Source organism: Serratia bockelmannii (genome assembly GCF_051803255.1).
Taxonomy (GTDB): domain Bacteria; phylum Pseudomonadota; class Gammaproteobacteria; order Enterobacterales; family Enterobacteriaceae; genus Serratia; species Serratia bockelmannii.
In genome coordinates this window covers 3,026,756-3,040,437 of sequence record NZ_CP196512.1, presented here as the reverse complement: position 1 = coordinate 3,040,437, position 13,682 = coordinate 3,026,756, and the positions used below count along the sequence as shown (strand labels likewise).

The following is a 13,682-nucleotide window of genomic DNA, read 5'->3' as shown; positions in this document are numbered from 1 at the left end:
GCTGTTTTCTTTACCTTGTTAAAGGGTTACTTGAACTGTTGAGCCAAATAGTTACTGGTGCCGTTCATTTTCGACATCATGGTATCCAGCTGAACGAACTGTTGTTTATAACGATCGATGGTGTTCTGAATGCTGGCGGTGACCGTGGTGATCTGGCTGTTCAGGCGATCGAGGTTGGTGTTGATGCTTTTGGTCGAGTTCTCGATGATGCCGCCGGATTTGATGTAGCTTTGGATCTGGTTGTGGATCTCGGTGGCCATGCCGGTGTCTTTGCCGTTGCCGACGAAGAAGTTGCTGACCTGATCCGGCTTCTCATCCATCGCTTTCTTCAGCTTGGCGCTGTCGATTTCCAACTTGCCGGTTTTGGTGTTGGTGGAAATGCCGAGGTTGCCCAGGCCTTTCAACTCCGGGTTGTCCTGGGCTGCACTCAGGGCGCTTTTGATCGACGACTGAACGCCGCGCAGGGTGTTGTCGCCCAGCAGCGGACCGTTGCTGGGGTTTGGCGCTTCGCCGGTTTTCACCGGGGTGAACTTGGACAACGCGTTGAAGGTATCCAGCAATGAGTTATAGCTGTCGACCCACTCTTTGATTTTGTCGGTGGTGCCGGCGGTGTTGGTGCTGATCACCAGGTGCTGCGGTTCATCGGTTTTGGTTTTGGTTTTCAAATCGATGGTGACGCCCTGCAGGGCATCGCTGATCGAGTTGGTGCTGCGTTTGATGGCAGTGCCGTTCACCATCAGCTCCGCATCCTGCGGCGCGACCGTCTGCTTCATGGCGGTGGAGGTGCCACGCGTGGCGTTGTAGTTCAGGATATCGCCCAGCTTATCGTCGTTATCGACCTGGAGGGAAATCTTGTTGTTTTCGCCGGTGGTGGAGGAACTGACCGCCAATTGATAATCGTTGTCGCCGACGCGCATGATGCTGGCGGTGACGCCGGCTTTGGCACCGTTGATGGCGTCGCGCAGCTCAACCAGCGAAGTTTGATCGTCGCTGAGCGGGATTTTGGTTTCTTTCGGCGGGTTGCCGGCGGTGATGGTCAGCGAGCGGTCGGTGGCGCCTTCGGTACCTAATTTAGCGCCTTGGTCGCTGACTTTCGCCTGAGTGGTCAGAGTTTGCGCCTGCGCCAGGTTCTTGACTTCTACCACGTAGTTGCCCGGCACCGCCTTGGCGTTGGTGGTGATTTTAAAGGCGTCGTGTTCGGTGGCGGTAGTCGCCTTGAAGAAATCCTCCTTCGCCATCTCTTTGCTGAGGTTGTCGAATTTTTCCAGCGCGCCTTTCAACGTGCCGTAACCGGTCAACTGGGCGTTATAGCTGGATTGCTTGGTGGTGTAAGGGGTCAGACGCTGTTGTTCCGCTTTGGTCAGCTTATCCAGCAAGCCGTTGAGGTCGAGTCCTGAGCCGAGACCTAATGAACTGATCGTTGCCATGAGTAATTCTCCTTGATGATGACTTTATTCGCTTTACGCGTTATCGGCCCAGTGATGAAAAAGTTTACCGATAAAAGCAAAAAACCGATGGCGCAATAGAGGAGGGAAAAACCGCGTTATTTCTGCCATTGCCGCAGACGCAAAAAATTTTAAAAAATTGCTAAAGGTTGTTAGGGGAGGGCCGATACCTGAGGAGACGGTGGTTGACGCCGTGGGCAAATAAGCCCGAACCTTTTAACCGTGTTGCGAAGAACGCAACTGACTCGTAAGGAAAGCAAACAATGGCACAAGTAATCAACACTAACAGCCTGTCGCTGATGGCGCAGAACAACCTGAACAAATCTCAGTCTTCTCTGGGCACTGCGATTGAGCGTCTGTCTTCCGGTCTGCGTATCAACAGCGCGAAAGACGATGCTGCGGGTCAGGCGATCTCCAACCGTTTCACCGCGAACATCAAAGGCCTGACTCAGGCTTCTCGCAACGCCAACGACGGTATCTCTCTGGCGCAGACCACTGAAGGCGCACTGAACGAAGTTAACGACAACCTGCAGAACATCCGTCGTCTGTCTGTACAGGCGCAGAACGGCTCCAACTCTTCCAGCGACCTGAAATCCATCCAGGACGAAATCACTCAGCGTCTGTCTGAAATCAACCGCATCTCCGAGCAGACCGATTTCAACGGCGTGAAAGTGCTGAGCAGCGATCAGAAACTGACCATCCAGGTTGGCGCTAACGACGGTGAAACCATCGATATCGACCTGAAAAAGATCGATTCTAAAGAGCTGGGTCTGGATAAGTTTGACATCACCACTAAAGGCACTAAAGTTGGTGGCGCAGTAACCGATGGTTCGACTATCAAATACAAAGATGGTGCTGATACTGTAGATGCAAAAGTAAAAATTGATGCTACATCCATCAAAGACGGCGACAAATTGGTCAGCGGTACCGACAAAGATGGCGCAACTGTATATATGGTCGAGTCAACTGCTAAAGATGGTTCTAAGTCTTATGTTGAAGCTAAAGCAACATACGACAAAACAGCTGGTACCGTGACTTATACTAAAGACACTAAGACAGTTGATGACATTCAAAACCCACTGGCAACTCTGGACAAAGCGCTGGCACAGGTTGACGGCCTGCGTTCTTCTCTGGGTGCGGTACAGAACCGTTTCGATTCTGTTATCAACAACCTGAACAGCACCGTGAACAACCTGTCCGCTTCTCAGTCCCGTATCCAGGATGCTGACTACGCGACCGAAGTGTCCAACATGAGCCGTGCCAACATCCTGCAACAGGCTGGCACCTCTGTTCTGGCACAGGCTAACCAGTCTACTCAGAACGTTCTGTCCCTGCTGCGTTAATCGTCTCTCCCGATTAACTGTCGCAAAGAAACCCCGCTTCGGCGGGGTTTTTTATGCTCGCGCACCGCGCGGTTATTACATGGCGCAAATAAAGCCTGTTTTGTGCGACTGTTCAGCCGATTGGCATTTCGCCCCCTACGCATAATAGCGCTGACTCTCTTATCCGCAGGTTTAAGACATAGTGAGCGATCTGTATACCGCCGAAGGCGTGATGGACAAAAATTCTCTCTGGCTGCGCTACGTGCCGTTAGTGCGCCACGAGGCGTTGCGCCTGCAGGTCAGGCTGCCCGCCAGCGTGGAGCTTGACGACCTGCTGCAGGCCGGGGGAATCGGGCTATTGAACGCCGTTGAGCGTTATGACGCCCTACAGGGAACCGCCTTTACCACCTATGCGGTGCAGCGCATTCGCGGCGCGATGCTCGACGAGCTGCGCAGCCGCGACTGGGTGCCGCGCAGCGTGCGGCGCCATGCGCGCGAGGTCGCGCAGGTGATGCGGCAACTGGAACAGCGTTACGGCCGCCCGGCGAGCGAGACGGAAGTGGCGCAGACGCTGAATATCTCGCTGGATGAGTACCGTCAAATTCTGTTGGACACCAATAACAGCCAGCTTTTCTCCTACGACGAATGGCGCGAGGAGCATGGCGAGAACGCGGAACCGATGCTGGAAGGGCATGAAGAGGCCAACCCGCTGCATCACCTGTTGGAAGGCAGCCTGCGCCAACGAGTGATTGACGCCATCGAGGCGTTGCCGGAGCGCGAAAAAATGGTGCTGACGCTGTATTACCAGGAAGAGTTGAATCTCAAAGAGATCGGCGCCGTGCTGGACGTCGGGGAGTCCCGCGTCAGCCAACTGCACAGTCAGGCGATCAAACGGCTGCGTGCGCGGCTGGCGAACGATACCTGACGGCGACCCGCCGCCCCTCAACTCGATGACTCATGCGACAATCGGACTGCCCTTTATGCCAGGAATACTGTTGAAGAAACGGCCGCTTAGCCGTTACCTGAAAGACTACAAGCACAGCCAGACCCATTGCTCCCAGTGCGGCAAACTGTTGGACCGCATGGCGCTGGTGTTTCGCGGCAAGATTATCAATAAAGAAGCCATCGCGCGCATGGATCAGCCGATCGACGATGCGGTCTGGCAAAACGTGCAGCACGAGCTGACCGCGCTGTGCCGCTTTTGCAGCGAGATCTCCTGCAACAGCCACCCGAGCTATTTCGACATCATGGCGTTCAAGCAGTATCTGTTCGAACAGACCGAGATGAGCCACAGCACCATCCGTGAGTATGTAGTGCGGCTGCGCCGGCTGGACGAAATGCTGGTGGCGCGCAACTATCCGGCGGATAAATTCGCCAGCAGCGCCAGCCATCAGCGCATCATCGACGATCTGCCTACCGCAGCGCACAATAACTACCGCATTGCGCTGCGCAAATACGATCAGTATCTCGCCTGGCAGCGCAGCTACTGAGACTTTTCCCCGGCCGTTGGGCCGGGGCCTGCTGTTTCCCCCGTGATAAAGGATGATTATTCAGTTCACATCTGCTAAATCTATCGGTTATCAGATGTTGATATTCGATTCCCTGGGGGGAAGTAGTGAACCTGCAACAACAACTGGCGCAATTTCCGCGTCTGGATCTGGTTGGCACCGCCACACCGCTCGAAAAGCTGTCCCGTCTCTCCGATTACCTCGGCCGCGAAATCTACCTCAAACGTGACGATGTCACTCCAATGGCCATGGGTGGCAACAAGCTGAGAAAGCTCGAGTTTCTGGCCGCCGACGCGCTGCGACAAGGCGCCGATACGCTGGTCACCGCCGGCGCCATTCAATCCAACCACGTGCGCCAGACGGCGGCGGTGGCGGCGAAACTCGGCCTGCACTGCGTCGCGCTGCTGGAAAACCCTATCGACACCCGCGCGGAAAACTACCTGACCAACGGCAACCGCCTGTTGCTCGGCCTGTTCAACGCCGAGGTGGTGATGTGCGAAGCGCTGCACGATCCGCAGCAACAGCTGGCGGAACTGGCGACGCGCCTTGAGGCGCAGGGGTTCCGGCCTTACGTGGTGCCGGTGGGTGGTTCCAATGCCCTGGGCGCGCTGGGATACGTGCAGTGCGCATTGGAAATTGCCGAACAGAGCCAACGCAGCAACGTGGCGTTCAGTTCTGTGGTGGTGGCGTCCGGCAGCGCCGGCACTCACGCCGGGCTGGCGGTAGGATTGCAGCAGCTGTTGCCGGAAACCGAGTTGATCGGCGTGACGGTCTCGCGCACCGTGATCGATCAACTGCCGAAGGTGGAGCAGATCCAGAAAGCCCTGGCTTGTTCGCTGAATATCGACGAGCTGGCGCCGATCGCGCTGTGGGACGATTATTTCGCGCCGCAGTACGGCATGCCGAACGAAGAGGGCATGGCGGCCGTGCAGCTGCTGGCGCAGCAAGAGGGCGTGTTGCTGGATCCGGTATACACCGGCAAAGCGATGGCCGGTTTGATCGACGGCATCGCCCAGCGGCGCTTCCGCGATGAGGGCCCTATTCTGTTCGTTCACACCGGTGGTGCGCCGGCGCTGTTCGCCTACCATCCGCAGGTGTAAAAACCGCTTGTTATTCCATTTTGAACTATATTTATAAAGTTATATTCCTTTATGCGGGCGGTCGCACTGTTAAAGTGCTGATATCAAAAAAGATAAATAACACACAGGGGTGTTTATGATGTTTGCGAAAGTTCGTCGTCAATGGTTGTTGGGCGTGGTGGGTATTGCGTTGGCCGCCGGTGTGACGACTCAAACCTACGCCGCTGATAACCTGCTGCAGCAGGTGAAACAGCGCGGCACGCTGATCGTCGGGCTGGAAGGCACCTATCCGCCGTTCAGCTTCCAGGGTGAAGACGGCAAGTTGACCGGTTTTGAAGTGGATTTCGCCAACGCGCTGGCGGAACATCTGGGCGTGAAAGCCAAGCTGAACCCGACCAAGTGGGACGGCATGCTGGCGTCGTTGGACTCGAAACGTATCGACGTGGTTATCAACCAGGTGACGCTCTCCGATGAGCGCAAGAAGAAATATGACTTCTCCACTCCGTATACCGTTTCCGGTATTCAGGCGCTGGTGAAAAAGGGCAACGAAGGCACCATCACCAAGCCGGAAGACCTGAAGGGCAAGAAGGTCGGCGTTGGCCTGGGCACCAACTATGAGCAATGGCTGCGCGAGAACGTGCAGGGCGTAGACGTGCGCACCTACGACGACGATCCGACCAAGTATCAGGATCTGCGCGTTGGCCGCATCAACGCCATTCTGGTGGATCGCTTGGCGGCGCTGGATCTGGTGAAGAAAACCGGCGATACGCTGGCGGTAGCCGGCCCGGCGTTCTCTCGCCAGGAATCCGGCGTGGCGCTGCGCAAGAACAACCCAGAGCTGCTGGCCGCGATTGACCAGGCGATCGCCGAGATGCAAAAAGACGGCACGCTGGCGAAGATCTCCGAGAAATGGTTTGGCGCGGACGTAACTAAATAATGCACGAAAGTATTCAACTGGCGCTGGATTCAGCGCCATTTTTATTGAAGGGCGCAATACTGACGCTTCAGCTCAGCCTGGGCGGTATGGCGCTAGGCTTGTTGCTCGGTTTTCTGCTGGCGCTGATGCGCCTTTCGCCGCTGTGGCCGCTGTCGTGGCTGTCGCGTATTTACGTGTCGCTGTTCCGCGGCACGCCGTTGATTGCCCAGCTGTTTATGATCTATTACGGTCTGCCGCAGTTCGGCATCGAATTCGACCCTTTCCCGGCGGCGCTGATTGGCCTGTCGCTCAATACCGCCGCCTACACCTCGGAAACGCTGCGCGCGGCGATTTCGTCGATCGATAAAGGGCAGTGGGAAGCCGCCGCCAGCATTGGCATGACCCGTTGGCAAACCCTGCGCCGGGTGATCCTGCCGCAGGCGGCGCGCACCGCCTTGCCGCCGCTGGGCAACAGCTTTATCGGCCTGGTGAAAGACACCTCGCTGGCCGCCACCATACAGGTGCCGGAACTGTTCCGCCAGGCGCAGCTGATCACCTCGCGCACGCTGGAAGTGTTCACCATGTACCTGGCGGCATCGCTGATTTATTGGGTGATGGCAACCCTGCTTTCCGCGCTGCAAAACCGTCTGGAAGCCCACGTTAATCGCCAGGATCAGGAGTAGCGCATGAGTGCCATTGAAGTTAAGCAATTGACCAAGCAGTTCAAGGGTCAGACGGTGCTGCATGGGATCGATCTGGCGGTGGACGCCGGCGAAGTGGTGGCGATCATCGGGCCGAGCGGTTCGGGGAAAACCACCTTGTTGCGCTGCATCAACCTGCTGGAGGAGCCGGATTCCGGCACCATTCGCGTCGGCGATATTCAGATCGACGGCAGCAAGCCGCTGAGCAAACAGAAAAATCAGGTGCGGGCGCTGCGTCAGCAGGTCGGTTTCGTGTTCCAGAACTTCAACCTGTTCCCGCACCGTTCGGTGCTGGAAAACATCATCGAAGGGCCGGTTATCGTTAAAGGCGAGGCGAAAGCCAGCGCGGAACAGCGCGCCCGCGCGTTGCTGGCCAAGGTGGGCCTGAGCGGCAAAGAGCAGGCTTATCCACGTCGACTGTCCGGCGGGCAGCAGCAGCGGGTGGCTATCGCGCGCGCGCTGGCGATGCAGCCGGAGGTGATTTTGTTCGACGAGCCGACGTCGGCGCTCGATCCCGAGCTGGTGGGGGAAGTGCTCAATACCATGCGCTCACTGGCGGAAGAGAAACGCACTATGGTGATCGTCACGCATGAGATGAGCTTCGCCCGCGACGTGGCCGACCGGGTTATCTTTATGGATCACGGCCGCATCGTCGAACAGGGCCCGGCCAAAGCGCTGTTCGCCAATCCGCAGCATCAGCGCACCCAGCAATTCCTCGACAAGTTCCGGAATCAATAAGGCGTCGGGGGCGTTTCCCCCGACCGCATTCACTCCGCTTTCAACCATTCGTTTCGCGCGGCGGCGAGAAATCCGCTGCGGCTGCCGTATCCCGGATATTGCCGAACCCGAGAGTCAATGCGTCTCGTAGCGCTCTGACGCGGCTTTCAAACAGAATAATCCGTCTATGTTGTTATCGTCCAAGAGCGACGCCCCACCCTGTAAGGATAATAAGGCGCTAACGGCTGATCGGCCTGCGGACAATAAAAAACCCTGCACGAGTGCAGGGTTTGCGTAGCGGTGAGCCAATCAGGCGGCCATGCATGGCCGCCTTGGCGATGCGTTAACCGATGGTCATCAGGCTGGCGTTACCGCCGGCGGCGGCGGTGTTGACGCTCAGCGAACGTTCGATCAGCAGGCGTTCCAACAGGATGTTGGTTTCACCGTGGGCGAAGCCCTGCACCGAAACGATGGCGCCGCCGCGCTGCGCGATCTGCTCGCACAGGGTGCGCAGCTGGTCGGCATCGCCGTGGTAGATGGCGGCGTCGAACTCGACCTTATCCTGCTGCCAGTCTTTGCTGAAGGCGATGCGCGCCTGCACATCGTTCGGCAAGCGGCGGAACAGATTGCGCTGCAGTTCCGCTTCCGGCCACAGCACGCAGCTGCCAACCGCCAGCACGGCGGCCAGCTGGGTCAGCGCGTCGGTTTCGTTATCCGCCAGGCACAGCACGCGTTCACGCGGCAACAGGGCATAGGTATTGCGCTCGCCGGTTGGGCCCGGCAGCGGGCGTACGGTGCCGCCCTGGCCCAGTTCCGCATAGCGCTGCGCCAATGCCGCCAGTTCGCCGTGTTGGCTGGTGACCGCCCATTTCTCCAGCGATTGCAGCGCACCCAGCAGCTGCGGCCGTGCGGTGGCTTCCATCGGGCGCTCTTCGTCCTGACGGTGCAGCGTACGTTGCAGCGCGTCGTCCGGGCGGTTGGCCAGCAGACGGTACAGGTACAGCGGACCGCCGGCTTTCGGGCCGGTGCCTGACAGGCCTTCGCCGCCGAACGGCTGCACGCCGACCACTGCGCCGACCATGTTGCGGTTGACGTACAGGTTGCCGACCTTGGCACGTTCGGTCACCCGGGCGATGGTTTCATCGATACGGGTGTGAATGCCCAGCGTCAGGCCATAACCGGCGGCGTTGATCTGATCGACCAGCGCGTCCAGATTGTTGCGCTGGAAGCGCACCACGTGCAACACCGGGCCGAAGATCTCTTTCTGCAGCTCGTCGAAGCTGTCGAGCTCGATCAGCGTCGGCTTGATGAAGGTGCCGCGCGCCCACTCTTTCTCATCCTGCGCGCTGCCTTTGGCGGCCTGGTAGACCTTGCGGCCTTTGGCACGCATCGCTTGGATGTGGCGTTCGATGCCGGTTTTGGCTTCGGCGTCGATCACCGGCCCCACGTCGGTCGACAGGCGCTCCGGATTGCCCATGCGGCATTCGGCCATCGCGCCGCGCAGCATTTGCAGCGTGTGCTCGGCCACGTCTTCTTGAATGCACAGGATACGCAGCGCGGAGCAGCGTTGGCCGGCGCTGTCGAAGGCGGAGGCCACCACGTCGGTCACCACCTGCTCGGTCAGGGCGGAGGAGTCGACGATCATGGCGTTCAGGCCGCCGGTTTCGGCGATCAGCGGCGTCGGACGGCCTTGCGGATCCAGACGGCCGGCGATGCTGCGTTGCAGAATGCCGGCGACGTCGGTGGAGCCGGTAAACATCACGCCGCGGACGCGGGCATCGTTAACCAGCGTTGAGCCGACGGTTTCACCCTGGCCCGGCAGCAGCTGCAGCACGCCTTGCGGAATGCCGGCTTCCAGCAGGATACGCACCGCCTGCGCGGCCACCAGCGGCGTTTGCTCGGCCGGTTTGGCCAGCACGCTGTTGCCCGCCGCCAGCGCGGCGGCGATTTGGCCGGTGAAGATCGCCAGCGGGAAGTTCCACGGGCTGATGCAGACCACCGGGCCCAGCGGGCGGTGGCTGTCGTTGGCGAAGTCGTCGCGCACCTGGCCGGCGTAGTAGTGCAGGAAGTCGACCGCTTCGCGCACTTCGGCGATGGCGTTGTTGAAGGTTTTACCCGCTTCGCGCACCAGAATGCCCAGCAGGCTTTGCAGCTGGCTCTCCATCAGCTCGGCGGCGCGTTCGAGGATCGCGGCGCGCTCCGTCGGCGGCGTAGCGAACCAGATTGGGCCGGCGGCCGCGGCGGCGTCGAGCGCACGGCTGACTTCGCCTTCGGTGGCTTCACGCACGTAGCCGACCACATCGCCTGGCTCTGCCGGGTTGATCACCGGCTGCTCGACGCCCTGATCCAACTCGGCATCGATGATAGGTTCCGCGCGCCACGGATGGCTGGCGCTGGTGAGCAGGGCACTGGAGAGTGAGGCCAGACGCTGTTCGTTGGACAGATCCAGGCCGCTGGAGTTGGTACGTTTCTCGCCATACAGCTCGCGCGGCAGCGGAATGCGCGGATGCGGCAGACCAATCTGGCCTTCGCTGGCCGCCAGCGCTTCCACGGCGCTGACCGGATCGGCCACCAGCTCGTCGAGCGGCAGGGTGGCGTCGGCGATGCGGTTGACGAACGAGGTGTTGGCGCCGTTTTCCAGCAGGCGGCGCACCAGGTAAGCCAGCAGCGTTTCATGGGTGCCGACCGGTGCATAGATGCGGCAAGGGCGGTTCAGTTTGCCGTCGGCCACTTTGCCCACTACCTGTTCGTACAACGGTTCACCCATGCCGTGCAGGCATTGGAACTCATACTGGCCAGGGTAGTAGTTATTGCCGGCCAGGTGATAAATGGCGCTCAGCGTATGGGCGTTGTGGGTCGCGAACTGCGGATAAATCAGGTTCGGCACCGACAGCAGCTTGCGGGCGCAGGCCAGGTAGGATACGTCGGTGTACACCTTGCGGGTGTAAACCGGATAACCTTCCAGGCCATCCATTTGGGCGCGTTTGATTTCGCTGTCCCAGTAAGCGCCTTTCACCAGACGGATCATCAGGCGACGGCGGCTGCGCTGCGCCATGTCGATCACCGCGTCGATGGCGAACGGGCAACGTTTTTGGTAGGCCTGGATCACGAAGCCGATGCCGTTCCAGCCGGCCAACTGCGGCTCGAAGCACAGTTTCTCCAGCAGATCGAGCGAGATTTCCAGTCGGTCGGCCTCTTCGGCGTCGATGTTGATGCCGATATCATACTGGCGTGCCTGCAGGGTCAGCGACAGCAGGCGCGGGTAAAGCTCTTCCATCACGCGTTCGTACTGCGCGCGGCTGTAGCGCGGGTGCAGGGCGGACAATTTGATGGAGATGCCGGGGCCTTCATAGATGCCGCGGCCGTTGGAGGCTTTGCCGATGGCGTGGATCGCCTGCTGGTAGGAAACCAGGTAGGCCTGGGCGTCGGCCTCGGTCAGGGCGGCTTCGCCCAGCATGTCGTAGGAGTAGCGGAAACCTTTTTCTTCCAGCTTGCGCGCGTTGGCCAGCGCCTCGGCGATGGTTTCGCCGGTCACGAACTGTTCGCCCATCAGGCGCATCGCCATGTCCACGCCTTTGCGGATCAGCGGCTCGCCGCTCTTGCCGATAATGCGGTTCAGCGAGCGGGACAGATTGGCTTCGTTATGGGTCGACACCAGCTTGCCGGTGAACAGTAGGCCCCAGGTGGCGGCGTTGACGAACAGCGACGGGCTGCGCCCGAGGTGCGAATGCCAGTTGCCGTTGCTGATCTTGTCGCGGATCAGGGCATCGCGGGTCGGTTTGTCCGGAATGCGCAGCAGCGCTTCCGCCAGGCACATCAGCGCTACGCCTTCCTGCGAGGAGAGGGAGAACTCTTGCAGCAGGCCTTGCACCATGCCGGCGCGGCCGTTTGCACTTTTTTGGTTACGCAACTTCTCGGCGATGCCGTAGGCCATTTTGTGAGTAGCCTGAGCAAGATCGGCAGGTAATCGCGCCTGTTCGAGCAACATCGGCACCGCTTCGGTCTCCGGGCGACGATAGGCGGCGGTGATGGCGGCGCGGGTCACCGATTGCGGCAGAATTTGTTCGGCGAAATCGAGGAATGGCTGGTGTGACTCTTCCTGCGCTTGCGGCATAATGTCGTCCGCTTCAGGCTGGCCCGCAGCGGCCAGCGCTGGAATTTCAGGAATATCGGTACCGCTCTCGAGACGCTCGAGGTAATTAAAGATGGCCTGCTTGATGAGCCAGTGCGGCGTGCGATCGATGCGCTGCGCGGCGCTCTTGATCCGGTCGCGTGTTGCCTCGTCGAGTTTCACGCCCATTGTGGTAGTGCCCATGCCTATCCAACTCCTGTGTTTAGAACCTATCCCATCAGGCTAGACAAACTGACCTGCCCCCAGGATTAGATACAACCTTCAGTTAGTAATGTCGGTTGGTTTTTCTTCATATTTCCTGTTTCGCCAGTCCGTTGCGAATTCAGCTGGTGTCTGGTAATCCAGCGATGAATGGGGACGGCACTCGTTATAATCCTGCCGCCAGTCATTAATCGTTTTCCGGGCATGGAGAATATCGCTGAACCAGTGTTCATTCAGACACTCATCGCGAAAGCGTCCGTTAAAACTCTCAATAAATCCGTTCTGCGTTGGCTTACCTGGCTGGATAAGCCGTAGTTCCACACTATTCTCAAAGGCCCATTGATCGAGCGCGCGGCAGGTAAATTCCGGGCCCTGATCGGTTCTTATTGTCGTCGGATACCCCCGAAACAACGCGATGCTGTCCAGAATACGCGTGACCTGAACGCCTGAAATACCGAAAGCAGCGGTGATCGTCAGACACTCCTTCGTGAAATCATCCACACAGGTCAGGCACTTGATCCTGCGACCGTTGGCCAGTGCATCCATAACGAAATCCATCGACCATGTAAGGTTCGGTGCATCCGGGCGCAGAAGCGGAAACCGTTCGGTCGCCAGCCCTTTACGGCGTCGTCTGCGTTTTACGCTCAGTCCATTAAGGTGGTAAATACGGTATACCCGCTTGTGATTGACGTGAAGGCCCTCCCTACGCAGCAACTGCCAGATGCGCCGATAACCAAAACGTCTGCGTTCAAGCGCCAGCTCAGTAATACGCCCTGATAAATGTGCATCAGCAGCTGGACGCTGAGCATCATAACGGCAGGTCGACAGGGACAAACCTGTAAGCCGGCAGGCACGACGTTGCGACAGACCGGTCGCATCACACATCAACACCACGGCTTCCCGCTTCTGGCCTGTCGTCAGTACTTTCGCCCCAGAGCCACCTGAAGCGCCTCCTTATCCAGCATGGCTTCGGCAAGCAGCTTCTTGAGCCTGGCGTTCTCTTCCTCAAGCGACTTCAGGCGCTTAACCTCGGGCACCTCCATACCGCCATACTTCTTACGCCAGGTGTAAAAGGTGGCGTCGGAAATGGCGTGCTTACGGCAGAGCTCACGGGCAGAAACCCCGGCTTCAGCCTCGCGGAGGATACTGATGATCTGTTCGTCGGAAAAACGCTTCTTCATGGGGATGTCCTCATGTGGCTTATGAAGACATTACTAACATCGCGGTGTATTAATCAACGGGGAGCAGGTCAAAACAGCAGGCTGGAAAGCCTGTTGGGATAGGTTCGTGTGATGTGTGGTGTCAAGAATGCAGACAATATCCTGCATGTTGCAACTTTGTGCAACCTTGTTAAATCAGGCGGATGAACGAAGTGTGAGTTTCATCGATTTTTTAACACAGGCAGTTGGCACGAATGTTGCGTTATTGAGCGAACGCGGCGGGGTTTATTACGCCGCAGGCGCTTTACCTTGCGGTATATGAGGGTAATAGCAGGGTGCAACTCATTTTGTTTGTCGTGAGTGCAACCTTTGAGCCCGGTAAATGTGACGCAGGGTAAACTTTGTGTAACTTTGTTGTTAAATATCTTGTTGGTTGATGAAAGGCTCATCTAGGATAACCGACGGTCAACAATTACGGGCAGAAACTATTTTACCTGCACT

General features: G+C 58.4%; 10 protein-coding genes and 1 pseudogene. 7 read left to right on the top strand and 4 right to left on the bottom strand.

Annotation, left to right across the window (positions count from 1 at the left end):
* Positions 1-26: 26 nt before the first annotated feature.
* A complete protein-coding gene (gene fliD / locus ACSJLU_RS14510) occupies positions 27-1,427 on the bottom strand; it encodes a flagellar filament capping protein FliD (RefSeq protein WP_127146012.1) in 1,401 nt (466 codons plus the stop codon).
* Positions 1,428-1,708: 281 nt separating this feature from the next.
* Here fliD and ACSJLU_RS14505 point away from each other — a divergent pair, with 281 nt between their 5' ends.
* The 7 genes from ACSJLU_RS14505 to tcyN all read left to right on the top strand — a co-directional run bounded on the left by ACSJLU_RS14505 (position 1,709) and on the right by tcyN (position 7,709).
* Positions 1,709-2,788: a FliC/FljB family flagellin gene (locus tag ACSJLU_RS14505; protein ID WP_127146011.1), complete on the top strand. Its 1,080-nt coding sequence runs from the start codon at positions 1,709-1,711 to the stop codon at positions 2,786-2,788.
* A gap of 181 nt (positions 2,789-2,969) precedes the next feature.
* Positions 2,970-3,692 carry an RNA polymerase sigma factor FliA gene (locus ACSJLU_RS14500; RefSeq protein ID WP_004934752.1) on the top strand — a complete coding sequence of 241 codons (723 nt, stop codon included), beginning with the start codon at positions 2,970-2,972 and terminating at the stop codon, positions 3,690-3,692.
* A 55-nt stretch (positions 3,693-3,747) separates the two neighbouring features.
* Positions 3,748-4,257, top strand: coding sequence for a flagella biosynthesis regulatory protein FliZ (gene fliZ / locus ACSJLU_RS14495; protein WP_025303240.1), 510 nt, complete (start codon positions 3,748-3,750; stop codon positions 4,255-4,257).
* Between the two features lie 125 nt (positions 4,258-4,382).
* Positions 4,383-5,375, top strand: a complete 993-nt coding sequence (locus ACSJLU_RS14490) for a D-cysteine desulfhydrase (protein WP_025303239.1) — start codon at positions 4,383-4,385, stop codon at positions 5,373-5,375.
* 115 nt (positions 5,376-5,490) lie between these two features.
* The gene (gene tcyJ, locus ACSJLU_RS14485; RefSeq protein WP_025303238.1) at positions 5,491-6,291 is read left to right on the top strand and encodes a cystine ABC transporter substrate-binding protein; all 801 of its coding nucleotides are present in this window, start codon (positions 5,491-5,493) and stop codon (positions 6,289-6,291) included.
* Positions 6,291-6,953, top strand: a complete 663-nt coding sequence (tcyL, locus tag ACSJLU_RS14480) for a cystine ABC transporter permease (protein ID WP_025303237.1) — start codon at positions 6,291-6,293, stop codon at positions 6,951-6,953. Before tcyJ ends, tcyL begins: the two co-directional genes overlap by 1 nt.
* Positions 6,954-6,956: 3 nt before the next feature.
* On the top strand, positions 6,957-7,709 hold the full coding sequence (gene tcyN, locus ACSJLU_RS14475) for an L-cystine ABC transporter ATP-binding protein TcyN (protein ID WP_197780454.1): 753 nt from the start codon (positions 6,957-6,959) through the stop codon (positions 7,707-7,709).
* A 29-nt stretch (positions 7,710-7,738) separates the two neighbouring features.
* Here tcyN and ACSJLU_RS14470 read toward each other — a convergent pair.
* The 3 genes and pseudogenes from ACSJLU_RS14470 to ACSJLU_RS14460 form a co-directional block, all read right to left on the bottom strand.
* Positions 7,739-7,831: pseudogene (locus ACSJLU_RS14470) on the bottom strand (type II toxin-antitoxin system HicB family antitoxin); the annotation flags it as partial.
* A 200-nt stretch (positions 7,832-8,031) separates the two neighbouring features.
* Positions 8,032-12,003: a trifunctional transcriptional regulator/proline dehydrogenase/L-glutamate gamma-semialdehyde dehydrogenase gene (putA, locus tag ACSJLU_RS14465; RefSeq protein WP_025303235.1), complete on the bottom strand. Its 3,972-nt coding sequence runs from the start codon at positions 12,001-12,003 to the stop codon at positions 8,032-8,034.
* Positions 12,004-12,081: 78 nt separating this feature from the next.
* Positions 12,082-13,202 (bottom strand): IS3 family transposase gene (locus tag ACSJLU_RS14460; protein WP_103682169.1). Its coding sequence is split into 2 segments (ribosomal slippage): positions 12,082-12,944 and positions 12,944-13,202, totalling 1,122 coding nucleotides; the frame shifts between segments, so codons are not numbered across the junction.
* Positions 13,203-13,682 lie beyond the last annotated feature (480 nt).

Bases quoted from the DNA above. Each gene is read 5' to 3' on its own strand.
- putA (WP_025303235.1), bottom strand. From the start codon at position 12,003: ATGGGCACTACCACAATGGGCGTGAAACTCGACGAGGCAACACGCGAC.
- ACSJLU_RS14505 (WP_127146011.1), top strand. From the start codon at position 1,709: ATGGCACAAGTAATCAACACTAACAGCCTGTCGCTGATGGCGCAGAAC.
- tcyL (WP_025303237.1), top strand. From the start codon at position 6,291: ATGCACGAAAGTATTCAACTGGCGCTGGATTCAGCGCCATTTTTATTG.
- fliD (WP_127146012.1), bottom strand. From the start codon at position 1,427: ATGGCAACGATCAGTTCATTAGGTCTCGGCTCAGGACTCGACCTCAAC.
- tcyJ (WP_025303238.1), top strand. From the start codon at position 5,491: ATGATGTTTGCGAAAGTTCGTCGTCAATGGTTGTTGGGCGTGGTGGGT.
- tcyN (WP_197780454.1), top strand. From the start codon at position 6,957: ATGAGTGCCATTGAAGTTAAGCAATTGACCAAGCAGTTCAAGGGTCAG.
- fliZ (WP_025303240.1), top strand. From the start codon at position 3,748: ATGCCAGGAATACTGTTGAAGAAACGGCCGCTTAGCCGTTACCTGAAA.